At 68.0% G+C, this 21,310-nt stretch carries 19 protein-coding genes and 1 tRNA gene; 13 read left to right on the top strand and 7 right to left on the bottom strand.

All coding sequences use genetic code 11. From position 1 onward, the window contains the following. Positions 1–34 precede the first annotated feature (34 nt). Positions 35–1,186 carry an adenosine deaminase gene (locus ACRC20_RS00335; protein ID WP_438684334.1) on the top strand — a complete coding sequence of 384 codons (1,152 nt, stop codon included), beginning with the start codon at positions 35–37 and terminating at the stop codon, positions 1,184–1,186. 257 nt (positions 1,187–1,443) lie between these two features. Here the strand turns inward: ACRC20_RS00335 and ACRC20_RS00330 are convergent, their stop codons facing one another. Next, a complete protein-coding gene (locus ACRC20_RS00330; protein ID WP_438684333.1) occupies positions 1,444–2,559 on the bottom strand; it encodes a helix-turn-helix domain-containing protein in 1,116 nt (371 codons plus the stop codon). A gap of 228 nt (positions 2,560–2,787) precedes the next feature. On the opposite strand from ACRC20_RS00330, the gene ACRC20_RS00325 reads away from it, so the two are divergent. The 3 genes from ACRC20_RS00325 (at position 2,788) to ACRC20_RS00315 (ending at position 5,367) form a co-directional block, all read left to right on the top strand. Further along, positions 2,788–2,985: a hypothetical protein gene (locus ACRC20_RS00325; protein ID WP_438684345.1), complete on the top strand. Its 198-nt coding sequence runs from the start codon at positions 2,788–2,790 to the stop codon at positions 2,983–2,985. A 40-nt stretch (positions 2,986–3,025) separates the two neighbouring features. After that, on the top strand, positions 3,026–4,171 hold the full coding sequence (locus ACRC20_RS00320) for an SPFH domain-containing protein (RefSeq protein ID WP_438684332.1): 1,146 nt from the start codon (positions 3,026–3,028) through the stop codon (positions 4,169–4,171). Positions 4,172–4,326: 155 nt separating this feature from the next. Then, complete coding sequence (locus tag ACRC20_RS00315) at positions 4,327–5,367, top strand: hypothetical protein (protein ID WP_438684331.1); 1,041 nt, start codon at positions 4,327–4,329, stop codon at positions 5,365–5,367. A 15-nt stretch (positions 5,368–5,382) separates the two neighbouring features. Here ACRC20_RS00315 and ACRC20_RS00310 read toward each other — a convergent pair whose 3' ends face one another. Continuing rightward, positions 5,383–6,645 (bottom strand): primosomal protein, encoded by a 1,263-nt coding sequence (locus tag ACRC20_RS00310; RefSeq protein WP_438684330.1) that lies wholly within the window; start codon positions 6,643–6,645, stop codon positions 5,383–5,385. Between the two features lie 73 nt (positions 6,646–6,718). Further along, positions 6,719–7,003 carry a mycoredoxin gene (locus tag ACRC20_RS00305; RefSeq protein WP_438684329.1) on the bottom strand — a complete coding sequence of 95 codons (285 nt, stop codon included), beginning with the start codon at positions 7,001–7,003 and terminating at the stop codon, positions 6,719–6,721. 86 nt (positions 7,004–7,089) lie between these two features. Here ACRC20_RS00305 and ACRC20_RS00300 point away from each other — a divergent pair, with 86 nt between their 5' ends. The 3 genes from ACRC20_RS00300 (at position 7,090) to ACRC20_RS00290 (ending at position 9,457) form a co-directional block, all read left to right on the top strand. After that, entirely contained in the window at positions 7,090–8,541 is a 1,452-nt protein-coding gene (locus ACRC20_RS00300) for an ATP-dependent helicase (protein WP_438684328.1), read from the top strand. A 140-nt stretch (positions 8,542–8,681) separates the two neighbouring features. Further along, complete coding sequence (locus ACRC20_RS00295; protein ID WP_438684327.1) at positions 8,682–8,948, top strand: hypothetical protein; 267 nt, start codon at positions 8,682–8,684, stop codon at positions 8,946–8,948. Positions 8,949–9,166: 218 nt separating this feature from the next. Beyond that, on the top strand, positions 9,167–9,457 hold the full coding sequence (locus ACRC20_RS00290; protein ID WP_438684326.1) for a WhiB family transcriptional regulator: 291 nt from the start codon (positions 9,167–9,169) through the stop codon (positions 9,455–9,457). Positions 9,458–9,472: 15 nt separating this feature from the next. Here the strand turns inward: ACRC20_RS00290 and ACRC20_RS00285 are convergent, their stop codons facing one another. The 4 genes from ACRC20_RS00285 to ACRC20_RS00270 all read right to left on the bottom strand — a co-directional run bounded on the left by ACRC20_RS00285 (position 9,473) and on the right by ACRC20_RS00270 (position 13,765). Next, the gene (locus ACRC20_RS00285) at positions 9,473–10,060 is read right to left on the bottom strand and encodes an AAA family ATPase (RefSeq protein WP_438684325.1); all 588 of its coding nucleotides are present in this window, start codon (positions 10,058–10,060) and stop codon (positions 9,473–9,475) included. Beyond that, positions 10,057–11,364 carry an ABC1 kinase family protein gene (locus ACRC20_RS00280; RefSeq protein WP_438684324.1) on the bottom strand — a complete coding sequence of 436 codons (1,308 nt, stop codon included), beginning with the start codon at positions 11,362–11,364 and terminating at the stop codon, positions 10,057–10,059. Before ACRC20_RS00280 ends, ACRC20_RS00285 begins: the two co-directional genes overlap by 4 nt. Before the next feature lie 10 nt (positions 11,365–11,374). After that, the gene (locus ACRC20_RS00275; protein ID WP_438684323.1) at positions 11,375–12,367 is read right to left on the bottom strand and encodes a hypothetical protein; all 993 of its coding nucleotides are present in this window, start codon (positions 12,365–12,367) and stop codon (positions 11,375–11,377) included. A 123-nt stretch (positions 12,368–12,490) separates the two neighbouring features. Continuing rightward, complete coding sequence (locus ACRC20_RS00270; RefSeq protein WP_438684322.1) at positions 12,491–13,765, bottom strand: zinc-dependent metalloprotease; 1,275 nt, start codon at positions 13,763–13,765, stop codon at positions 12,491–12,493. A 108-nt stretch (positions 13,766–13,873) separates the two neighbouring features. On the opposite strand from ACRC20_RS00270, the gene ACRC20_RS00265 reads away from it, so the two are divergent. From ACRC20_RS00265 to galK, 6 genes are all read left to right on the top strand, one after another. Further along, positions 13,874–14,968, top strand: a complete 1,095-nt coding sequence (locus tag ACRC20_RS00265) for a YlbL family protein (protein WP_438684321.1) — start codon at positions 13,874–13,876, stop codon at positions 14,966–14,968. Positions 14,969–15,200: 232 nt separating this feature from the next. Continuing rightward, the gene (locus ACRC20_RS00260) at positions 15,201–18,266 is read left to right on the top strand and encodes a UPF0182 family protein (protein ID WP_438684320.1); all 3,066 of its coding nucleotides are present in this window, start codon (positions 15,201–15,203) and stop codon (positions 18,264–18,266) included. Positions 18,267–18,372: 106 nt separating this feature from the next. Next, positions 18,373–18,446 (top strand) — tRNA-Met (locus tag ACRC20_RS00255). A 168-nt stretch (positions 18,447–18,614) separates the two neighbouring features. Beyond that, on the top strand, positions 18,615–19,073 hold the full coding sequence (locus ACRC20_RS00250) for a lipoprotein LpqH (RefSeq protein WP_438684319.1): 459 nt from the start codon (positions 18,615–18,617) through the stop codon (positions 19,071–19,073). A gap of 93 nt (positions 19,074–19,166) precedes the next feature. Further along, positions 19,167–20,216 carry a galactose-1-phosphate uridylyltransferase gene (gene galT / locus ACRC20_RS00245; protein ID WP_438684344.1) on the top strand — a complete coding sequence of 350 codons (1,050 nt, stop codon included), beginning with the start codon at positions 19,167–19,169 and terminating at the stop codon, positions 20,214–20,216. Next, complete coding sequence (galK, locus tag ACRC20_RS00240; protein ID WP_438684318.1) at positions 20,213–21,310, top strand: galactokinase; 1,098 nt, start codon at positions 20,213–20,215, stop codon at positions 21,308–21,310. Before galT ends, galK begins: the two co-directional genes overlap by 4 nt.

The raw sequence follows: 21,310 nt of genomic DNA, 5'->3' as shown, positions 1-21,310 counted from the left end.
CGCAGATTTCGCTTCCACGAGGTAACGTCGGGCTATGACGGTTTCCACGAAGACGCTCACCAGGCACGACAGGCCGGACCTCGACACCATCAGGCGAGCCCCGAAAGTGCTGCTGCACGACCATCTGGACGGCGGGCTGCGTCCGCAGACGCTCTTGGAGCTCGCCGACGAGGCGGGGTACCGGGGGTTGCCGGAGCGCGACGCGGCCGCGCTGTCCCGCTATTTCCACGAGGCCGCGTTCAGCGGGTCGCTCGTGCGTTACTTGGAGGTCTACGACCACACGGTCGCCGTGCTCCAGAGCGCCGAGTCGCTGCGGCGGGTCGCCCGAGAGGCCGTGGTGGACCTCGCGAACGACGGCGTCGTGTACGCGGAGCTGCGGTACGCCCCGGAGCTGTCGCTGCGCGACGGGCTCGGCCTGGACGAGGCGCAGGAGGCGATCGTCGTCGGCTTGGCGGAAGGGGAGCGGGAGGCGGCGGCCTCGGGCAAGACGATCATCGCCCGCTCGCTGGTCTGCGCGATGCGGCAGGCGAGCTTGTCCCTCGAGGTGGCGCAGCTCGCGGTGCGGTTCAGGGACAAAGGCGTGGTCGGCTTCGACATCGCGGGGCCTGAGGAGGGCTTCCCGCCCGGCGAGCACCTCGCCGCCTTCGAGTACCTGCGCAAGGCGAACGTCCCGTTCACCATCCACGCGGGGGAGGCGTACGGCCCGCCCTCGATCAAAGAGGCCGTGGCGGTCTGCGGGACGAGCCGGATCGGCCACGGCGTGCGGATCATGGAGGACATCGAGATCCCCGACCCCGAGGACTTGTCCACCGTGAAGCTCGGCCTCACCGCCCACACGCTGCGCGACCGCCGGATCGGCCTTGAGCTGTGCCCGACTTCGAACGTGCAGACCGGAGCTGCCAGAAGCCTCGCGGAGCACCCGATCAAAACGCTCTTGCGGCTGGGCTTCCGCGCCACGCTCAACACCGATTCGAGGCTGCTCGGCGACGCCAGCCCCGGCGAGGAGGCGCACCGCTGCGTGGAGGCGCTCGGCCTCACCATCGAAGACATCCGCAAGCTCACGGTGAACGCTGCGCGCTGCGCCTTCGTGCACTACCCGGAGCGCAAGAAGCTCATCGAAGAGATCATCGTCCCCGGCTACGACGCGCTCGCGGACTGGGGCGAGGGGCCGACGCGGGTGATGTGAGCTCTTTGAGGTTGGCGTGGCCGAGAGCATGCGTTCTCGGCCACGCCCCCATGTCGTGGCCGCCCCCGGCCTTCCACGACGCATCGCAGTGAGCCGACCCCTCGGAACGGCTCACGGCTGATGTCGTCCGGCGGCGCGGCATTGCGTCCCGGTGCCTCCAAGCTTTGCCGCCGCCATGCCCGGGCGTCAAGCGGAGAACACGCTCTGAGACGCCTTGACCAGCAGTTGAGACAAATTGTTCCAAAGCGTGCGGATTGTCATCGCAGCTGCTGAGGCACGCCGCCCTCCTCAAGGACGGCGCACCGCGCGGCGACGATGAGGATCAGCGGGCACACGAGCAATCCGGCGGCGGCTCCGACGGGGACGGTGCCGTCCGCACGCGCGGCGACAAGGAACGCGAACAAGAGGTCCACAGCGATCAGCACGGCGCAGCCCGACAGCACGAGCGCCCATGTCCAGTTCTTTTTGAGCTGCCAGACGCGGGCGACGAGGAAGCAGTCCGCCATGTGCATCGCCGAATAGAGCGCGAACCCGATTTTCACCTCCTGCGGGAACGCTGCCGCGCGCTCGCAGACCAGCAGGAGGACGACAGACCAGGCGGGGACGAGGCAGAGCGTCGCCATGATGGCGCTTCGCCGTTGTGGTCCTCGCAGGAAGGAGAGCAGCAGCAGGATCAAGCAAACGCTCGGCATGTGGACGACCACGATGTCGACCAGCGGCTTGGACGCGAGAAACGGCTTTCCGAGCTGGATCGTCGCGATATCCCGCGCGGCGATGAGGGACCATCCTGCGAGACAGAGCGCGAGGGCCAGGTTCTCCCGGCCGCGGTGTTTGGCGTACACCCCCCACCAGAGGAGGGCCGCTGTTGCGACGAACAAGAACTGGGCCGTCGCGGAGATCGTCTCGTTCCGGTGCGCCGCGTCGGGGGCGAGGTCGCGCAGGACCACGACCAACAGGAGGGCGCAGATCGCGGCCACGGCGCTGATCACCGGGAATCGCGCGGCGGTGGACTCGGCGGAGCCCGTCGCGGCGCCAGGCTCCGATCGGAGCTTCGCGTCCATGCTGGCGATCCACAAGCGCCTGAGGCGCTCGGGGTCGCCGTTGAGGTGGGCGGCGAGGGCTTCGGCAAGGTCCCATTTCGGGGCGGCGTCGCCGGTGAACGCGCGGGCGATGGTGGAGTGGCTCCAACCGATGTCTTTGGCGATCGCGCGGAAGCTGGGCTGGCCTGCGGCGAGCCGGAGCCGTCTGAGCTCCTCCTGGAACGAGGCGAGCGCGGGGCTCCTGCCGCCGTCGAGAGGAGCCTGCGGCTCTTCGCAAGGCTCGGGCTGCGGGTTCGGCAGATCGCCTTTCTTGTCGTGAGGCGTGAACACCACCAGGAAGGTCCTTTCGAACGCGGGATCCTCGGGGCTTGTTCCTGGTGGGGCACGGGGACAAGCTCCCCGGATTCGCAGAATGAAATCGTAGCACTCGGGAGCTGCGGATCACACATCCTGCGTGTGCGGAGCCTTCGGCAGCGCGTAGCCCTCGTCGGCGCGGGGCGGCCTCGGGCTCTCTCGGGGCTGCCCCGCCGGATGGCTGTAGCATGAGCCCTTGTGAGCGGCATGGTAGGACGGACGGGCGTCTTGACGATCGCGACTCGCGGGACGGACGGGCCCGGCGAGGCCTTGCTCGACGTGCGCGGGGGCCGCGAGGCGTATCTGGCCTGGTCGGACGCTCCGCTCCCTATTGGGACCACAGTTCTTGTGATCGACGAGCGCGGCCCTTTGGCGGTGCATGTCGAGCAGTGGGATATTCTTTGAAGAACTAGAGACTACACAGAATCAAGGCTTGGAGGCCGACGTGTTTGGATATAGGGTGCCCAATCCGAACGAGGCGATGCTCATTTCGGGCGGGCGCGGCAAGTCGGACGCCCCGTTCCGGGTCGTCACCGGCCACGGGGCCTTTGTCGTTCCCGTCTTCCGCAAGGTCAGGTTCCTCACCCTCGCGATGAGCGAGGCCGAGATCTCGGACAAGTGCGTCACGCAACAAGGCCTCACGTTGAATGTGCGAGCGGTGGTCGCGTTCAAGGTGGGCAACGACGACGCGAGCATCGTGAACGCGGCGCAGCGGTTCCTCGACGAGCAGGACCAGATGGGCGTGCTCACCGGGCGTATCTTCGCCGGGCACCTGCGGTCGATCATCGGCTCGATGACAGTCGAGCAGATCATCAAGGACCGCCAGAAACTGGCGATGGAGGTGTTGGAGAGCTCGAAGGCGGAGATGGCGAAAATCGGGCTCACGGTTGACGCTTTCCAGATCCAGTCCATCGACGACGGCGCGCTCGGGTACATCCAGGCGATGGCGGCCCCGCACAACGCGGCCATCCAGCGGGAGGCGCAGATCGCGCAAGCCCGAGCCGCCCAAGCCGCGGCCGAGGCGGAGCAGGAGTCGCTGCGCAGGCAAGCCGAGTACGCCAGGGACACCGCTATCGTGCAGGCCCAGTACAAAGCGGAGACGGACGCCGAGCAGGCCAAGGCGGCCCAGGCCGGGCCGCTCGCCCAAGCCCTCGCCGAGCGCGAGGTGCTGGAGATGAAGACCGAGCTCGCGCAGCGCGCGGCCGCGCTCCGGCAGGAGCAGCTCGTCGCCGAAGTCGTCAAACCCGCCGAGGCGGAGGCCGAGCGCATCCGCATCCTCGCCCAGGCCGACTCGGAGCGGGTCAAAACCCAGGCCGACGCGTTCTCGTCGCACAACCGAGTGGCGCTCGACCAGGCTCTGGTCAGCCAGCTTCCCGCCATCGCGGAGCAAGTCGCGAAAGGGCTCGCGGGCGCGAACCTCACCGTCCTCAACGGGAGCGACGGCCTCAACGAGCTCGCGAGCGGCCTGGTCAGCCAGGGCCTGGCCATTTACGAGGCGGTTCGGGAGAATTTCGCCCAGCCGCCGGGAGCCGCCCCGCAGCAGCACCCTCGGGCAGAGCTCGAGCGCCCCGCCCCGAGGGAAGACGCGTAGCCCAGGCGTTCTCGGGCGTTGCCCGGGCGTTGTCGGTGGCAGATCGCACAGCTGCGCTCCGGGCGGCACATGCGAATTCTTGGTAGTCTTGAGGGGGATTGCCCCGAAGCGCCACCCGCTCCGTTCCTTTGCGACCGACCATGACAAGGGATGACATGTATCCCACCCTCGCTGAAATAGCCGCTCAATCCGGGCTCTCGCTCGTCGATGTGGCGTTCTTCGCGAACATGGACGAGAGCACGGTGAGCAGACTCTGGGTCGAAGACGACTGGCTCGACCGGGTGAAGGGGAAAACGCTGCAATCCCTGATCGCGGTCCTGCCCGGCGTGGCCGAGAGCATGGTCGGCCACGTGCTGAAGCAACGCCGGAGCGTCCTGGTCGAAGAGCTGCAGGACGTCGGCCTCGTCGTCGATTTCGAGTCGTTCCGCAAATTGGTCAGAGAAGAGCGGATACCGGAGCAGCGTCTCGCCGCCGTGTTGGAGACGGCGCTGAACGTCATGCGGAAAGACCCGCAGAAATCTGCCGCCTACCTGTCCCGCTTTTGGGGCCGCAAACAAGACGAGGCGCTCGGCTACCTCTGGAAGAACGGCGCCGCGGGCGGGCTCTTCGCGGACCCCCGGCCGTTCGCCGTGGCAGCTGCGGAGCTGGCAGGCACGTTGCCGAAGAACGCGGGCTCCTTCCGGGCGATCATGGCGCACGCGACCCTGGCCCATCACACGGCCAAGGCGACTGGATGCGCGGGGCTCGCCGAAGGCTCGGACAAGCTGAACCGCCGCCTGGCGATGGCGTACCGCAGTGCGTCGATCGGGCGGATCATCCAGACCGAGGACGTGGAAGAGGCGCAGCGGTACGACCGGGCAGTGCGCGAGAATCCGCTGTTGCGCCTGGTCGAAGGCTGGGCGTTCCCCACATTCAACCGCGATGTCGCCGTGACGGCGGATTTCTCTATCACCGGCTCGCTTTTGCTGCGCAAGACCGCCCAGGGGCTGCTGCGCGACCTCGCGACGCCGAACGACGCCTACTTCCATTATCTCGCGGCCACTGCCGTGCCCGCGATGCTGCGCTACGACCCCACGCTGGGGATGCGCGCGCCCGAGGTGCGCGCCGCCGTCCGCGACCGCGCCGAGCACTGCGCCTCGCCGGTCACGAGGAGGGCCGCAGGCGATTTGTCGAGACTGCTTCCCGAGTGCGCGTGAGCTCGCCCCCGCCGCTCAGCGACGGCTGAGGCGCGCCTCGAATCCCAGCTCCAACGCCTTCCACGCGCCCGCTTCCGCGTCGTAGGGAGGGGTCGGGGCAAGCCTGCCGTCCTTCGGGTCGAGGATATGGGCCACGAGCCTGCCGAGTGTGGCAGAGGGGGAGAGCTCCTTCTCCACGTTCGCGTCGCCCGCGAACTCCGCCGCGTCGGTGAAGAGCTCCACAGCGAGGTCCAGCTGGTCGCGGTCGACCGCGTCCGGGCCTTCCTCCAAGTCCTCCGCGATGCCGGTGAGGATGTAGATGTTCTCCTCTGCCACGTCGAGCTCGGCGAACCCGTCGAGCACGGCGAGGCGCAGCCGGTCGTAGGTGGCGACTTCGGCGAGCTCGTGCTCGTGGTCGTCGGCGAGGTAGCGCAGCAGGGATCGGCCTGAGCCGAAGACGTAGATCGATCCGTCGCGGCCGAGGAAGACCGGATCCTCGTCGAGATAGCAGCGCAGCGTGTAGAGGTCGCCCGCAGTCGTGACGATCTTGATCGGGTCGATGCCGATCTCGGCCCAGAGGTCGTCGTCCTCGAGGTCGTCCTCGTCGTCTTCTTCTTCGTCGTCGAGGTCGAGGTCGTCCTCATCCTCGTCGAGGTCGTCCAGCTCCTCGTCGCTGTCGAGGTCGTCGTCCTCCTGCGCGAGCGCGGCGGCCGCGAGCTCCTCCTCCGCGTCGGCGACCGAGGACTTGTCCACCTCAGGAGTGCTGACCAGGTCGTCGATCGCGTCGAGGACGCCGTCCCAGTCCGTCTCGACCGCTTTCCCGACCACCGACCACAGCCGTTGCCCTTCGCGGCTCTGGTAGTCGCGCGCGTTCGTGTAGCTCAGCGACAGCACGGGGTGCTTGGTGAAGAACTTGTCCACCACGCCGACCTCGCAGACTTCGCCGATGCTGCTGGTGAGCTCGAAGATGTCCCCGACTTCGGCCAGGGACTCGTCGGTGGGGTCCTCCGCGACGAGCTCGGGAAGGTTCACCAGGTCGAACACCCGGTCCTCCGACGGGATGAAGTCCTCTGCCGAGAGGCCCGCAAGAGCTTCCCAGCTGGGGTGATCCGTGAGGTCGTGGTCGTTCTCGGCGCGAACGAAGGCGACCAGCGCCGCGACGCTCGGGAAGACGTAGAGGTCCTCGTCCTTGCCGAGGAACGCCTCCCACTCGTCGTCGCCCTCCTGCCAGCGCGGAGCCCAAAGGGTAAAGACGTCGCCCTCAGTGAGGCCGAGCGAGATGGGGACGATATCTGCCATATGCGACAGCCTAGCAAGCCGTTCTACGAAGGAGCGCCGCTTCGTCGCTTAACGCCTCGCGGACGCGCTCGGACTAGACGCCGTCCGCTGCCGCCAGTTTCGCTTGGATCTTGGCGAGCGGGGGATTGGTGTAGGCGGTGTCGTCGTGGAACCGCACGGTCGGCACGGTCTGATTGCCGCCGTTCACGGAGCGGACGAAGGCGGCAGCTTCGGGGTCTTGCTCGATGTCCACCTCGACGAAGGGGATCTGCGCCTGGTCCAGCTGGACCTTGAGCCTGCGGCAGTAGCCGCACCAGGTGGTGGTGTACATCGTGAACTGTGGCCCGGTCGCAGTCGTCATGGCTCTATTCAACCGCATGGGGGGCGGAGATATTTCCTAGGATCTCGGAGAGCGATGCGAGTCTCGGCCACGAGAATGTCGGTGCGCGCCGGCATGATGGCTCTATGTCCCGGACCAAGCTGAGCCGAGCGCTCGTGGCCGATCTCGACGAGCGCCAACGCGCCGTGGTCGTCGCGCCGCGCGGCCCGGTGCGGGTGCTCGCGGGAGCCGGGTCGGGGAAGACTCGCGTCCTCACCAGGCGGATCGCGCACTTGGTCGCATCGGAGCAGGTCCGCCCGAAAGAAGTGCTCGCGGTGAGCTTCACCGTCCGGGCCGCGGGAGAGTTGCGCGAGCGCCTCGCCGAGCTGGACCGGCTCGCCGAGGGCGGGCTGGGTCTGGAAGCGGTCCGCACGTCGACATTCCACGCGGCCGCCGCGCGCCAGCTCGCGTACTTCTGGCCGACGGAGTCGCGGCCATGGCGGATCCTCGACCGGAAGGCTCCGTTCATCGCCAGGGCGGCGGAAGCCGCGGGGTTGTCCGAGGAAGAGCTCGGCCGCAAGGAGGCGCAGGGCGAGATCGAGTGGGCGAAGGCCTCGTTGATCGGGCCCGAGCGCTACCCGGAGGCGGCTCGTGCGCGGCGGCGGGCGGTCAAGTCCGACCCGTCGGCGATCGCCGACGTCTACCAGCGTTACGAGAGCCTCAAAGCGCGCGGCGCGGAGCGGCAGTTGGACTTCGACGACGTGCTGCTCGCCATGATCGGGGTCCTGCGGTCCTCGGCGGACGCGGCGGACCAGTTGCGCTCCTGGCTTCGATGCTTCCTCGTCGACGAGTTCCAGGACGTCACCCCGCTGCAACACGAGTTGCTCCTCGCCTGGCTCGGGACCAGGGACAACGTCACGGCGGTCGGCGACCCCAACCAGACCATTTACTCGTTCGCGGGGGCGCATCCGGCTTTCTTCGCCGAGTTCGGCAAACGTTTCCCGCAGACGGCTTCGTTCCGGCTGGACCGCGACTACCGTTCCACGCCACAGGTGACCGATGTCGCCAACGCGCTGCTCGGCGACGCGGTCGGGCTCCAGGGCCAGCTGCCCGGCGGACCCGCGCCGAAATTCGTGGAGCATGCGGACGAGCCCGGCGAGGCGGCGGCGGTGGCGCGCGAGATCGCGGGCCTGCTCCAGGGCGGCGTCCCCGCGCGCGAGGTGGCGGTTCTTTTCCGGGCGAACGCCAGCGCCGCAAGATTCGAGCGGGCGCTCCGAGCGCAGAAGGTCCCGGTCGGCGGCGAAGAGGGGGTGTCGTTGTGCTCTTTGCACGCGGCCAAAGGACTGGAATGGGAAGCGGTCTTCCTCGTCGGCCTGGTCGAAGGGGCGATGCCGGTCGCATGGGCGGTCGCCGCGGGCTCCGAAGCCGTCGCGGAGGAGCGAAGGCTCCTGTATGTCGGGATCACCAGGGCCCGGACCCGGCTCATGCTCACCTGGTCCCGCGAAAGCGGCGGACGGGCGGCGAGGCCGTCGCGCTTTGTGGCCCAGCTCCGTCCGAGCGGGGCGGCGGGAGCTGAGAAAGACCTGGTCAAAAAATGATTGCGCTCTCTTCGGCGGCTCGCTAAAATGGTCGCCAAAGAAGTCGTGGAGGACTCGTTCTCGATTTTCCATGGCGTATGCGAAGGCAGCGGCCTGAGTGAAGACCGAGGCTGGACGAATCCGTAGGAGGTAGGACCGATATGAGCAACATCGCTGTGAACACGTTCGCGATGAAGGCTGCCGTGATCGGGACGGGGAGCCTTGAGGAAATCCAGCAGCTCGGCATGGCGGGCCAGGCCTATCGGCCCTGGGCGACCAAGTCCTGGACGGCTCCGGCGAAGCCGGGGCGCGCGGGCCTGCCGATGATCGACGAGATTCACGAGCGCGTGGTCGACGGGCGATCTGGCCGGGCGGCGAATCATCGCCGCCCGAGCGTCTGGTCCTCGGCCGCCCGCGCGCGCGTCTAGAAGTCCTGTTCCCCGCCGCAGGCCTGTGAAGGCCTGCCGCGGTTCTGTCACAGCCGCACCGAGTCGAATGCCCGTCTAGGGTCGTCCGGCAGCTTGTCCTGCTTTTTGATCCGACGAGCGTTCCGCTCAGGGTGCTCCCTCTGTCTCGCCGAATTATTTCTGCCGAAAGGCGGTTTTCGGCGTTTTTGTTTTCCATTTTTTTGTCCAAGGAGCTCATCATGTTCGCAGTTATGCAGTTGGAGGCGTTGACTTCTCGCACTGTCGGATCTGGCCTGCCATGCCAGGAGGCGGTGGACCCGGATTTGTGGTTCGCCGAGGAGCCCGCCGATCTCGAACTGGCCAAACGGCGTTGCGAGGACTGCCCGATTCGGGAGGCTTGCCTCGCCGAGGCATTGCGCCGGGCCGAGCCGTGGGGTGTTTGGGGCGGCGAGATCTTCCACCAGGGAGAGGTGATCGCTCGGAAGCGGCCTCGGGGCCGTCCCCGGAAGGCCGTGGCTATCGGAGCCTGAGCCGGGCCGGGGCTCCTACCTGAGGAGGTAGGAGCCCCGGCCAAGCCCGTCGAAGACGAGGGCCGTGGTCTCCTCGGCGGTGAGTCCGCCGGAGTCGACCGCATGCGGCTCCAGCGGTCCTAAATCACGGAACTGCCGATGCAGCGAGCGTATTGGCTCGGGGTCGGTGAGCGCGTCCGACGAGGTCCGGGCCATGGCTCGGGCCACGGCGGTCTCCTCGTCCGGGCGGAGCACGACATAGTGCAGCGGAACGGCGCTGTGCTCGTCGTCTCTGTGCTCGTCGTCTTTTTGCGCGTTGTCCTCGCGCAGCGCCGCCTCGCGCAGCGCTGTCAAAAACCAGGGGCCGACGACGCCGTCGTAGACCACCGTGTACCCGCCTCGGGCGTAACCGCATGCGGCGTCCGCCACGACAGCGGTGACGATCTTGTTCTGCCGGTGCGCTTCTGGAAGATACGGGGGGAGATAGCCCGATCGGATGAAATGCCAGAACGTGTCCGCGACCAGATGCGCGCTCATCGGGAACCGCTCGGCGAGGAGCCTGCCCACGGTGCTTTTGCCCGAGCCGGGCGGGCCGGTGAGGACGACGATCCTCCCAGCAGTCACGCCCAGGACGGGTTCCACTTCTTCACCACGCTGCGCAGCGGGACGTCGGCGTCCAGCTGCGCGCTGATCGCGGCGCAGCTGCCGATGACGCGGAACAGGAGGAGATGGCTCGCCGGGGCGTTCATCTGCCTGCCGGTCTGCCAGTTCTGCCCGCGCACATCGGCGTACGGGTTGGTCGTCTCCTGCATCCACGCCCTGGTGAAGTGGAACGTGTCGGTGTGCAACGGATCGGTGAGCGGGCGCAAGTAGGTCCGGACCTGGTCCGCCGTGGCCGAATACCCTGGTCGGAAGAAATCGCGCTCGCGCATCACCTCGACGACCCCGTCGTAGTCGTCGCGGAGGCTGAGCTCGATGGCTTTGCCGATCCAGCTCGGCACGCCCTCCGGGTACGGGGCGCACATCCCGAAGTCGAGGGCGGCCATCCTGCCATCCGGCAGGAACAGGAAGTTGCCGGGGTGCGGGTCGCCGTGCAGGAGCTTTGCCCGCTCCATGGCGGCGAATTGGAAATCCCAGAGCCGGGTCGCGGCGTGGTCCCGCTCGGCCTGCGAGCCGTTCGCGATGATCTTGCGCAGCGAGGTCCCGTCGACCCATTCCGAGATGATCACCTTCGGCGCGCTCGCGACGATCTTCGGCACGACATAGGTGGGATCGCCTGCGAAAGCCTTCGCGAAGGCGCGTTGGTTGCTCGCCTCGGTCCGATAGTCCAGCTCTTCTTCGATCCGGTCCTCGATCTCGTCCATGACGGCTTCGAAATCGGTGCCGGGCGAGACTGCCTTGAAGACACCGGTCAGTCTGCGCATCGTCTTGAAGTCGCTGCGCAGGGCGTGGTCGGCTCCCGGGTACTGCACTTTGATGGCGACCTGGCGCCCGTCGGACCAGACCCCCCGGTGCACTTGCCCGATGCTGGCCGAGGCGGCGGGGGAGTCCTCGAACGACTGGAACCGGTCCCGCCATTTCGTCCCGAGCTGTTGGTCGAGCACCTGGTGGATCTTCTTCGCAGGCATGGGCGGAGCCTCGTCCTGAAGCTTCGCGAGCGCCTCGCGGAACGGCTCGGCCAACTCTTCGGGGACGGCGACCTCGAAGACGGAGAGCGCCTGCCCCATCTTCATCGCACCGCCCTTGAGCTCGCCGAGCACAGAGAAAAGCTGTTCCGCGGACTTTTGCAGAAGCTCCGCGTTGACAGCGTCTTTGTCCTGCCCCGCCAGGCGTTTTCCGAAACCGAGCACCCCTCGTCCGGCGACTTCGAGTCCGAACGAAGCAAGCTTGGTGGTCCGTCGAAAACTGCCACGAGTGATGTCGTTCATAGATTTTTCATCATACAGCTCCAACCTGGGGACATGGGTCGGGCAAGTCGTCCCGACGGGCGCCGGGCCGGGGTTTGCCACGGTGCGGCACGATGGTGTGGAACATGCACTTCGGGTGCGCGGGGGCGGGGCTCGGCGGGGCTAGGACGCCGTCGTGGCCGGTTCCGAGGACCGCGCCGAGGACGCGCGGGGCGCAGACCCGCGGCGAGCCGCGCAAAAACCGCAGCGCGTGGCCGATCTCGGCCGTCGCTTGGGCGAGCGTCGCGCGGACGACCCGGCTTTCGGCATGCCCGCAGGTCGGGCCGAGCCTGCGCAGCAGCTCCGACCACAGCGGGTCCGAGTCTGCGGCGTGCTGCTGCTCGCACCAAAGGCATCCCGTCCGTCCCGGCAGCACGAAGGGGCCGATCTGGCCGTCGCCGTCGACCAGCCGCACCTGGATATGGGGTTTACGCGCCACGAGCAGCTGATGGATGATCGCGGGATCGGGCACGACGCGGTCGGCGAGGACGACGAGCTCGGGGTGGTGCTCGGGGATGTCCCGGCGCAGGAGCGTGTCCCGGGTCGCGGTCACGAGGACCCCGTTCTCCTCGAGCGCGCTCCGCAGACCAGTCGCGATAGGCCCGGAGCCGTGCACGTGGACTCGGGCGGGCGCTTCCTCCTGGCGGGCGAGCAAGCCCGCTGCGCGAACATGCCGGAGCAGCTCGTCCACGGCCTGGGGCCGCACGTCGGACAGCTTCGCCGCAGCCCGGAGCTCGGCGGCGGTGTGTCCCTTTCTGAGGAGGGAGAGCAATGCGAGGCAGCGCCGTTGGTCGAGGGACGCAGGAGGCCGCATGCGCAGCGTCCCCCGGCAGGCGCAGCCTATTTGGACGGTCCCGTCCGAGCGGGGGAGCACAGCGACGCCGGTCCGCAGTTGGAGCAGGCTGCCGCATCGGGGCGCCGCAGCACGTGGAAGGGCAGTTTGTCCGTCGCCTTTGACGGGAATCCTGCCGCAAGAAGTTGCCATATTGCGCACTCTGTCAGTGCGCGCGGCGGAAGTCGAATCCGTTGTGCACACATTGTCCACAGGTTGTCCACAAGCTATGCACAACTGCCGGGACTGCGGCGCGGCGCGCTCGGGACGGGCGCTTTAGAGGGCGGCCGGGTCTGGGCCGTCGTTCTCGACGAGCAGTCGGTCCACCACCTGGGCGGGGTGGTCGAGCTCCTCCTGGGTGGGCAGGAGGTCGGGGTGGTCCCAGAGCGTGTCACGGGTGTCGACCCCGACGCTGTCGCCGACTTGGAGCCAGAGCTTTGTGGCCTCGTTCAGCTTTTTGGGGCGCAACTGGAGCCCGAGCAGCGTGGCGAACGTTTTCTCCGCGCTGCCCGCGCCGCCCGCCCGTCGGCGGATCGTCTCGTCGAGGGCCGCCGTGCTCGGCAGCCGGTCGGCGAGCGCTTTCGTGACGACAGTGCGGACCCAGCCCTCGACCAAGGCGAGCAGATGCTCCAAACGGGCGAGGGCCTGCAGCTGCTCTTCCGTCGGCTTCAGCTCGAATTTGGCAGGGTCGAAGAGCTCGCGCATCCGTTCCGGATCCTGCAGCGCGGCCAGGTCGAGCTCCTCGGCGGCGGACTCGAAGTCGGGCAGGTCGACTTGGATGCCCCGCGCGTAGCCCTGGAAAGCGGCCAGCATGGTCGGCTTGAGCCAGGAGACGTGGCTGAACAGGCGGTGGTGCGCGGCCTCACGGGCCGCGAGGTACACCAGCACTTCCTGGGCAGGCTGCACGAGTCCCTCGCTGAACTCGGCGACGTTGTCGACCACGAGCGCGGCGACGCCGTTCGGGCCGAGCGGGATCCCGATCTCGGTCGCCGTGAGGACTTCGCCCGCGATCTCCCCCAACCCGCTGGCCAGCTGCTCGCCGAAGGCGAACCCGCCGAGGCGGGAGACCATCGCGAGCATTGGGCCGAGGATGTCCGTGGCCTCCTGCGGCAAGCGGTCTTGCCAGACTCCGGCCATCCGTTCGATGACCGGGTCGCAGAGCTCTTGGAAGGAGCCGATCACGTTGTCCAGCCAGTCGGCAGGGGACCAGGCCGCCATCGTGTGGACGCCCGTGGGCAGACCGGTCGCCTCGTCGAGCCACAGCTCGGCCAGCCGAACGGCTTCGGAGACGGCTTTCTGCCGCTCCTCTGCGGGCGCCTTGTGCTTTGCAACGGCTTTCTTGGCCCCGCCGAGCACCGCTTGGTAGTCCACGACAGGAGCCTGGGCCCCGCCGCTGGCCGCTTGGCCGAGCTTGCTGAACGTCTCCCCGAGCTGCGACAGCAGCTTCCCGATATCGCTCGGGTCGAACCCGGACGACCGGCCGAAGGGGCCTCCTTCGCCAGGGCCGTCGGCCCCCTCCCAAGGGGAGAATCCGAACGGCGGCTTGCTCATAGGATCACCTCGTGCTCACGGGGAATGATCGTCGCGGTCATCGCTCCAGGGTACGCCTTTTCATTCTGTCCGTGGTTCTGCCCAGGGCGAACCTGCTACCGTTGCCGCATGACCACTGGGCAGCATGATCAGCCCGTTCGTTCCCGAACCGCTCCCGTTCTCCAGCGGATTGTGGCCGTGCTCGTGGCAGGCTGCGCTTTCGTCGCGCTGCTCGGGGTCGCGGGCACGGTCGAGGTGCCCTACGTCGCCCTCGGCCCTGGCCCGACCCTGGACCTGCTCGGCGACGGAGTCGACAACGAGGGCAAGGACACGGGGAAGCCGGTCGTCACCCTGGTCGGCAAAGACGCCGACCAGACGAGCGGCAGGCTGCGCCTGGTCACGGTGTCGGCCGCCGACCAGCTCAATATGTTCCAAGCGCTCAACCTGTGGTTCTCCGGCGACGAGGAGCTCGTCCCGCGCGAGGAGGTCTATCCCTCGGACAAATCGAGGGACCAGGTGGAGCAGGAGAACGCCGCCGATTTCTCGAACTCCGAGGAAGCGGCCGAGGCCGCCGCGCTCGGCGAGCTGGGGTACCCGCTGCGCGTCCGAGTGGCCCAGATCGTGCCCCATTCCCCGGCGGATGGCGCGCTGCGGCCCGAGGACTGGCTCGTCTCGGTCGGGGGAGCGGAGACAAAAACCCTTGAAGACGTGGCCAAGGCGGTCGGCTCGCACAAACCAGGCGACGAGCTGGACATCGTGTACGAGCGGGCGGGCGAACGCGGGAGCGCGCGGATCGTCCTCGCTCCCGCCGAGAACGACCCCGCCAAAGGCAGGATCGGTGTGAAGATGCGCCTCGCCGCAGACTCGCCCTTCCAAGTGCGGATCACTGTCCCGGCGAAAATCGGCGGCCCCTCGGGCGGGCTCATGTTCGCCCTCTCCGTGATCGACAAGCTCACCCCGGGCGAGCTCACCGGCGGCCAGGACATCGCGGGCACCGGCACGATCGAGCCCGATGGAAAAGTCGGCCCGATCGGCGGCATCACCCATAAAATGCTCGGCGCGCGCCGAGACGGCGCGACCGTCTTCCTCGTGCCCTCGGAGAACTGCGCCGAGGCGGCCACCGACATCCCCGCCGGACTGCGCGTTCTGAAAGTGGCGACCCTGCACGACGCGGTGCAAGAGCTCGACGACTTGAAGGCCAATAAGCCCGTCCCCAGCTGCTGATCGACGTTCAAGCGGCGATCTCCGGCGTTGTCGTGCGCTCATGCACCTGCTCCGTGACCTCCGCTCTTGTGCACCACGCGCACTGCCGCCTTGGATCTCATCCGCTTGTTCCGCCGATTCCCGCAACCCGTTGGGCGTATTGGTCCGAGCGGGGTCTGGTGGCAGTGTCCGCCGGTTTCCGTAGAGTGGTGGTCGTGTTGGAGACGAAGATGATTGCACTGGCTGGCCGCGGATGAGCCCTCGGACCGTAACCCGGCGGGTCCGGGCCATGTCGACGATTGTCGGGCTCCTCTTCGTCGCGTTCTTCCTCCTGCTCAAGCTGGTCGGCCCCTACACCGACTGGCTGTGGTTCCGCGAGCTCGGCCAAACCTCGGTCTTCTTCACGGTCCTGCGCGTCAGGGCGGTCGTCTTCCTCGTGACGGCGACGCTGGTCGGAGCGCTGGTCTTCGCCTCCATCTGGTTCGCGTACCGAGGCAGGCCGGTGTTCATCCCGGTGGCGGTCGAGAGCCCGATCGCCCGGTACCGCACCGTGGTCGAGAGCTCTGTGCGCTCGTTCGGCTTCGGCATGCCGGTCGTCGTCGGCCTCCTCGCGGGCTTCCTCATGCAGGCCAACTGGCCGGTCATCGAGCTCTACCTGCACGGCTCCTCGTTCGGCGTCGAGGACCCCCAGTTCCATTACGATCTCAGCTTCTATGTCTTCGACCTGCCGTTCTACGTCTTCACGCTGGACACGCTCGAAGTCGTCGTCGTCGTCTGCTTCTTGGCGAACCTGGTCACCCACTACCTCTTCGACGGCGTCCGCCCGTCCCGCTCCGGGAGCATGCTCACCAGGGCCGCGCGGGTCCAACTGGCCGCCATCGCGGGGGTCTTCTTCCTGCTCAAGGCGGTCGGGTACTGGTTCGACCAGTACGAGCTGCTGTTCCACGAGCGAAGGGTGCAGCAGTTCTCGGTGATCGGCGGCTACACCGACACGGCGGCGGTGCTTCCGGCCAAGCTCGTCCTTGTCGCGATCGCGATGATTTGCGCGGCGGCCTTCTTCTCCGCCATCGTGCTGCGGGACCTGCGCGTGCCCGCGCTTGCGACCGCGCTCATGCTGCTCTCCTCGGTCCTCATCGGCATGGCGTGGCCCGCCACGGTGCAGTGGCTCACCGCCACCCCCAACGCCAAAGAGGTGGAGCGCGAGTACATCGACCGCAACATCAAGGCCACCCAGCAGGCGTTCAATCTGACCAGCAACTACGTCAAGACGGTCGACTGGTCGCCGCCGCAGGACAAGAACGAGTTCGCGCAGAGCGTCCAACAAGACACGAACACCCTCTCCAATCTGCGGATCCTCGACCCGAACCTGCTCTCGCCCACGTTCGTCCAGCAGCAGCGCAAGAAGACCTTCTACGGTTTCCCGAGCCAGCTCGCGCTCGACCGGTACATAGTGGACGGGCAGCTGCGGGACTACCTCGTCGCGGTCCGCGAGCTCACGTCGGCGAACCTGACCGGCTCCCAGGACAGCTGGCAGATCCGGCACATGGTCTACACGCACGGCAACGGCTTCGTCGCGGCCCCGGCGAACCAGGTGACCGAGACGGACCAGCCTGGGGCGGCGGACCAGAAGTCGAACGGCGCGAGCCAGGGCGGCTTCCCGGTCTTCGTGTCGAGCGACACCAGCAATATCGGCGACCCGCGCGTCCCGGACGCGCTCCGGGTCTCCCAGCCGAGGGTGTATTTCGGCGAGCTCATCGGCGCGACCGACGCGGACTACGCGATCGTCGGCGGGCCCGCGCAGGAGTACGACCCCGAGGGCGTGCAGTTCTCGTACAACGGGAGCGGGGGAGTGCCGATCGACAGCATGCTCAACCGGCTCGCGTTCACGGCGAAGTTCCGCGAGCTGAACTTCCTGCGCTCCGACCAGATCACCGGCCAGTCCAAACTGATCTTCGTCCGCGACCCCCGCACGCGAGTGGCGAAGGTAGCTCCGTGGCTCACGCTGGACGAGAAGGTGTACCCCGCCGTGGTGGACGGCCGGATCCAATGGATCGTGGACGGCTACACCACGCTTGAGCAATTCCCCTACGCGAAGTCGGTCTCGTTGCGCGACACGACGCTGGACTCGCTCGACACCGGGGGCAACGCGGCGTTGCGCAGGGAGCAGCTCTCCGGCCAGGTCTCGTACATCCGCAACGCGGTGAAAGCCACCGTCGACGCGTACGACGGGACGGTGACGCTGTACCAGCAGGACGACAAGGACCCCGTGCTCAAAGCCTGGATGGGCGTCTTCCCCGGGCTGGTGAAGGCGAAGAGCCAGATCTCGCCCCAGTTGGCCGCGCACTTCCGCTACCCCGAGGACCTTTTCAAGGTCCAGCGGGCCTTGCTCACCCGGTACCACGTGGACAAACCGGGCACCTTCTTCGACGGCAGCGAGCAGTGGTCGGTGCCTGTCGACCCCACGCAGGCCTCGGGGCAGTTGGCGAACCAGGCGAGCCAGCCGCCGTACTACGTCGTGGCCACCGACCCGAACCATGCTGGCCGGGCCTCTTTCCAGCTGACCACCGTGATGACGCCGCAGAGCCAGCCGTATCTCTCCGCGTACGTCTCCGTCGCCTCCGACCCGGACGACTACGGCCAGATCACCGTGCGCCAGCTGACCAACAAAGGCGGCCAGATCCCTGGGCCGAGCAACGTCTACGGCAGGCTCCGCACCACCGACTCGGTGAACCAGGCGATCACCCTGCTCGGCTCGGCCGACGTGCGGTACGGGAACCTGCTCACCGTTCCGGTCGGGAACGGGGGCCTCTTGTACCTCGAGCCCATTTACACCCAGGCGAAAAACCAGGAGTCGGCGTTCCCGACGCTGTCGCGGGTGTATGTGTTCTTCGACGACAAGGTCGGCTTCGACTCCAAGGTCGAAGGGGCGCTGCAGGAAGCCTTGAAGCAAGCGGGCATCAACGTCGACCTGCACGCCGTCGTCACGCCGCAACAGCAGCAGACCCCGCCCGCGGAGCCCGTGCAGCAACAGCCCCCGGCGGCCTCGCAGACCAAGCAACAGGCGCAAGACAGGCTGCAGGCCCTCGGCCAGGCGGTGGACGGCGCGCAGAAGGCGGTCGAAGCCGCTCGCGACGGCGTGGGCACGGCGAAAGGCAGGCTTGACGACGCGGAGAAGAGCGGCGATTTCGTCAAGATCGGCCAGGCGCTCGCCGACCAGCAGAAAGCAATGGAGAGCTACAACGAGGCTGTCCGGGCGTACCAGGCTTCCGTCGGCGCGTTCCGGCAAGGGGTCAACGACGTCGCCAACGCCCCGAACTGATTTCCAGCGCTCTGAACGGAGCGAGCCGAAGCGGTCGAACTGCCGATTTGCCATGCGCGCGGCGCATGGCTATACTCGAAAATCGCGCTCATGAGAGCGCCCCCGACGCGGGGTGGAGCAGCTCGGTAGCTCGCTGGGCTCATAACCCAGAGGTCGCAGGTTCAAATCCTGTCCCCGCTACGAATGCGCCAGGTCAGAGGGCTTCCACCTCACTGACCTGGCGCATTTTTTATTGCTGCCCTCGATGTGCGCGTCGGCGCTGTTCTCGATATGGCATGATCAGAAGATCAAACTTGATGTGTTCTCGGGGAGCGGGCGCAGTTTTGCTCCCCAAGAGGGGAGGGACCAATGACGAATTCTCGCGCGCAACGCGCTCTCGCGGCCCTGGCCGTGCTCGGAGCCGCCGCGCTTCCGGCAGCTTGCGCGGGCAAGGGCTCGACGCCGAACGGCGGACCGGCTCCCGCGACGACCGCCGCCGCCTCTGCGGAGGCTTCGCTTGTCCTCGCGGGCAAGGCGTACCCATTGCAGGACGTGCGGTGCATTGCCATGGGGGATGCGGTCTTGGTGACGGGGAAGACCAAGGACGGGGGGAAAGTCTCGGTCGACACCGGGAAGGGCAAAGTCGCCGACCTGATCTTCAAAGCAGACGGCCTCGACTACTTCTGGGAGCCTGGCTCCACCGGAGGGGCGGACGATCCGGTGCTCGCCAAGGACGGCAGGACGTACACCGTCACCGGGAAGATCAAACAACTGCACGACGCGACGAAGCTCAGCGATTTCACCTTCAAGGCGACCTGCCCCCGATGAGGCGGCCCGGCCAGTAAGCCGCCCGGATGCCACAGGTCGGCTTGCTAAGGTGCTGGAGTGACATCTGCGGGCCTGGCGACGACGCGTCGGACACTGGCGGACGGCAGGGAGATCCTCTACTTCGACCGGGTCGCGCCCGGAGCCGCCGCGCCGCGCCGCGCGGCGGTCGACCGCCGCGACCTCCCGGCGGCGGCGACTCGCTCGGAGCTCAGATTCGACCCGCTCCTGCGCGAGCACGTGGTGATCGCCTCGCACCGCCAGACCCGGACCTTTTTGCCGCCCGCCGACCAATGCCCGCTCTGCCCCTCGTCGGAGGGCCGCGCAACGGAGATCCCCGAGCCGGACTACGAGGTCGCGGTGTTCGAGAACCGCTTCCCGTCATTGGGAGGACGGGCGTCATTGGGCGGACGGGCGTCATTGGCAGGCGGGAGCGGGCGCTGCGAGGTCGTCTGTTTCACCAGCGACCACAGCTCCTCGTTCGCGCAATTGGGGGCGGACCGGGCGCGGCAGGTGGTCGACGTGTGGGCGCAGCGCACCGCTGAGCTGTCGGCGTTGGACGAGGTGGCGCAGGTCTACTGTTTCGAGAACCACGGCGAGGAGATCGGCGTGACGCTCTCGCACCCGCATGGGCAGATCTACGCGTACCCGTTCGTCACACCGAGGGCGGAGAAGATCGCGCGCAACGTGGCGGAGCACCGGGCGGCGCACGGCGAGAACCTGTTCGGCGCGGTCCTCGCCGCCGAGCGCGCGGAGGGCGGGCGGATCGTGGCGGCGAACGAGGAGTGGACCGCCTTCGTTCCCCGGTTCGCCAGGTGGCCGTACGAGGTCGCGCTCTACCCGCATCGCCAAGCAGCCGACATCCCCGACCTCGACGACGCGGCAAGGGATGGTTTCGCGGCGCTGTACCTCGACGTGCTCGGCCGGTTCGCCAGGCGCTTCGACGCGCCGATGCCATACGTCGCGGCGTGGAACCAAGCCCCCAAACAGGCGCGGGCCGATTGGTGGCTGAACCTGCAGTTGTTCTCCATCCGGCGAGCCCCCGGCAAGCTCAAGCACCTCGCGGGCTCCGAGTCGGGGATGGGGGCGTTCATCAGCGACACCACCCCGGAGACGGTGGCCGCCGAATTGAGGGAGGCCGGATGAGCGCTGGGGTGTGGGCCGCGCCGGGCCGGGTGAACATCATCGGCGAGCACACCGACTACAACAACGGCTTCGCGCTCCCCATCGCGTTGCGGCTGGGCGTCACCTGCGCGGTGAGCCTCCGAGGCGACGACGTGGTGAGCGTCGCGTCCCTCGGGCACGAGCCGGATCGGGCCAGCGCGTCCATCGGCGCGCTGGCCGACCGGGAGAACGCCCCCGGCTGGACCCGCTACCCGTTCGGGGTGGTGCACGAGTTCGCCAAGCGCGGCTATCCGGTGGAGGGGGCCGACCTGCTGCTGGAAGGCGATGTGCCTGTCGGAGCCGGGCTCTCCTCCTCGGCGGCGGTGACGTGCGCGGTGGCTGTCGCGCTGCGCGACCTCTTCGCTCCGGACGTCCCCGACGAGGAGCTGATCGATATCGCGAGGGCGGCGGAGAACGACTACGTCGGCGCGCCGACCGGGACGCTCGACCAAACCGCGTCCGTCCTGTGCGCGCAAGGCCACGCCCTCCTCGTGGACTTCGGCGCGGGCGCGCATGTGCATGTGCCGTTCGACCTCGTGGAATTCGGGCTCGCGCTCATGGTGGTGGACACCAAGACGGCGCATCGGCATGTCGACGGGGAGTACGCGCTGCGCAGGCAGCAGTGCGCCCGCGCGGCCCACGACCTCGGAGTCGCGTCCCTCCGCGACGTCGCCGACGCGCAGCGGCTCGACGCGCTCGATCCGCTGCTGCGCCGTCGGGCGCGGCACGTGCTCGGCGAGAACGAGCGGGTGCTCACCGTCGCGCATATCCTGCGGACCGGACGGGACACGCGCGTGATCGGCCCGATCTTGACGGCAGGGCATGCGTCGCTGCGCGACGACTTCGAGGTGTCCTCGGCGCAGCTCGACGCGGCGGTCGAGGCCGCGTGCGAGGCGGGGGCGCACGGGGCGCGGATGGTCGGCGGCGGCTTCGGCGGCAGCGTCATCGCGCTCGTGGACGAGGGGAGCGTCGGCGCGGTGGCCGACGCGGTCGAATCGCGTTTCCGCGCGGAGGGCTTCGGCCTGCCGCAGGCGTTCACCACGCTCGCCTCGGCTGGGGCGAGGCGGCTGGCATGA

Origin of the sequence: Segniliparus sp. (assembly GCF_051660745.1) — a bacterium.
Lineage (GTDB): Bacteria > Actinomycetota > Actinomycetes > Mycobacteriales > Mycobacteriaceae > Segniliparus.
Note: the sequence above shows the minus strand (reverse complement) of the source record. Positions and strands in the feature narration are given on the sequence as shown.

Excerpts from the sequence above, each read along its gene's own strand:
- ACRC20_RS00335 (WP_438684334.1), top strand. The coding sequence starts at position 35 with ATGACGGTTTCCACGAAGACGCTCACCAGGCACGACAGGCCGGACCTC.
- ACRC20_RS00325 (WP_438684345.1), top strand. The coding sequence starts at position 2,788 with ATGGTAGGACGGACGGGCGTCTTGACGATCGCGACTCGCGGGACGGAC.
- ACRC20_RS00315 (WP_438684331.1), top strand. The coding sequence starts at position 4,327 with ATGTATCCCACCCTCGCTGAAATAGCCGCTCAATCCGGGCTCTCGCTC.
- ACRC20_RS00310 (WP_438684330.1), bottom strand. The coding sequence starts at position 6,645 with ATGGCAGATATCGTCCCCATCTCGCTCGGCCTCACTGAGGGCGACGTC.
- ACRC20_RS00305 (WP_438684329.1), bottom strand. The coding sequence starts at position 7,003 with ATGCGGTTGAATAGAGCCATGACGACTGCGACCGGGCCACAGTTCACG.
- ACRC20_RS00300 (WP_438684328.1), top strand. The coding sequence starts at position 7,090 with ATGTCCCGGACCAAGCTGAGCCGAGCGCTCGTGGCCGATCTCGACGAG.
- ACRC20_RS00295 (WP_438684327.1), top strand. The coding sequence starts at position 8,682 with ATGAGCAACATCGCTGTGAACACGTTCGCGATGAAGGCTGCCGTGATC.
- ACRC20_RS00290 (WP_438684326.1), top strand. The coding sequence starts at position 9,167 with ATGTTCGCAGTTATGCAGTTGGAGGCGTTGACTTCTCGCACTGTCGGA.
- ACRC20_RS00280 (WP_438684324.1), bottom strand. The coding sequence starts at position 11,364 with ATGAACGACATCACTCGTGGCAGTTTTCGACGGACCACCAAGCTTGCT.
- ACRC20_RS00275 (WP_438684323.1), bottom strand. The coding sequence starts at position 12,367 with ATGGCAACTTCTTGCGGCAGGATTCCCGTCAAAGGCGACGGACAAACT.
- ACRC20_RS00270 (WP_438684322.1), bottom strand. The coding sequence starts at position 13,765 with ATGAGCAAGCCGCCGTTCGGATTCTCCCCTTGGGAGGGGGCCGACGGC.
- ACRC20_RS00265 (WP_438684321.1), top strand. The coding sequence starts at position 13,874 with ATGACCACTGGGCAGCATGATCAGCCCGTTCGTTCCCGAACCGCTCCC.
- ACRC20_RS00260 (WP_438684320.1), top strand. The coding sequence starts at position 15,201 with ATGAGCCCTCGGACCGTAACCCGGCGGGTCCGGGCCATGTCGACGATT.
- ACRC20_RS00250 (WP_438684319.1), top strand. The coding sequence starts at position 18,615 with ATGACGAATTCTCGCGCGCAACGCGCTCTCGCGGCCCTGGCCGTGCTC.
- galK (WP_438684318.1), top strand. The coding sequence starts at position 20,213 with ATGAGCGCTGGGGTGTGGGCCGCGCCGGGCCGGGTGAACATCATCGGC.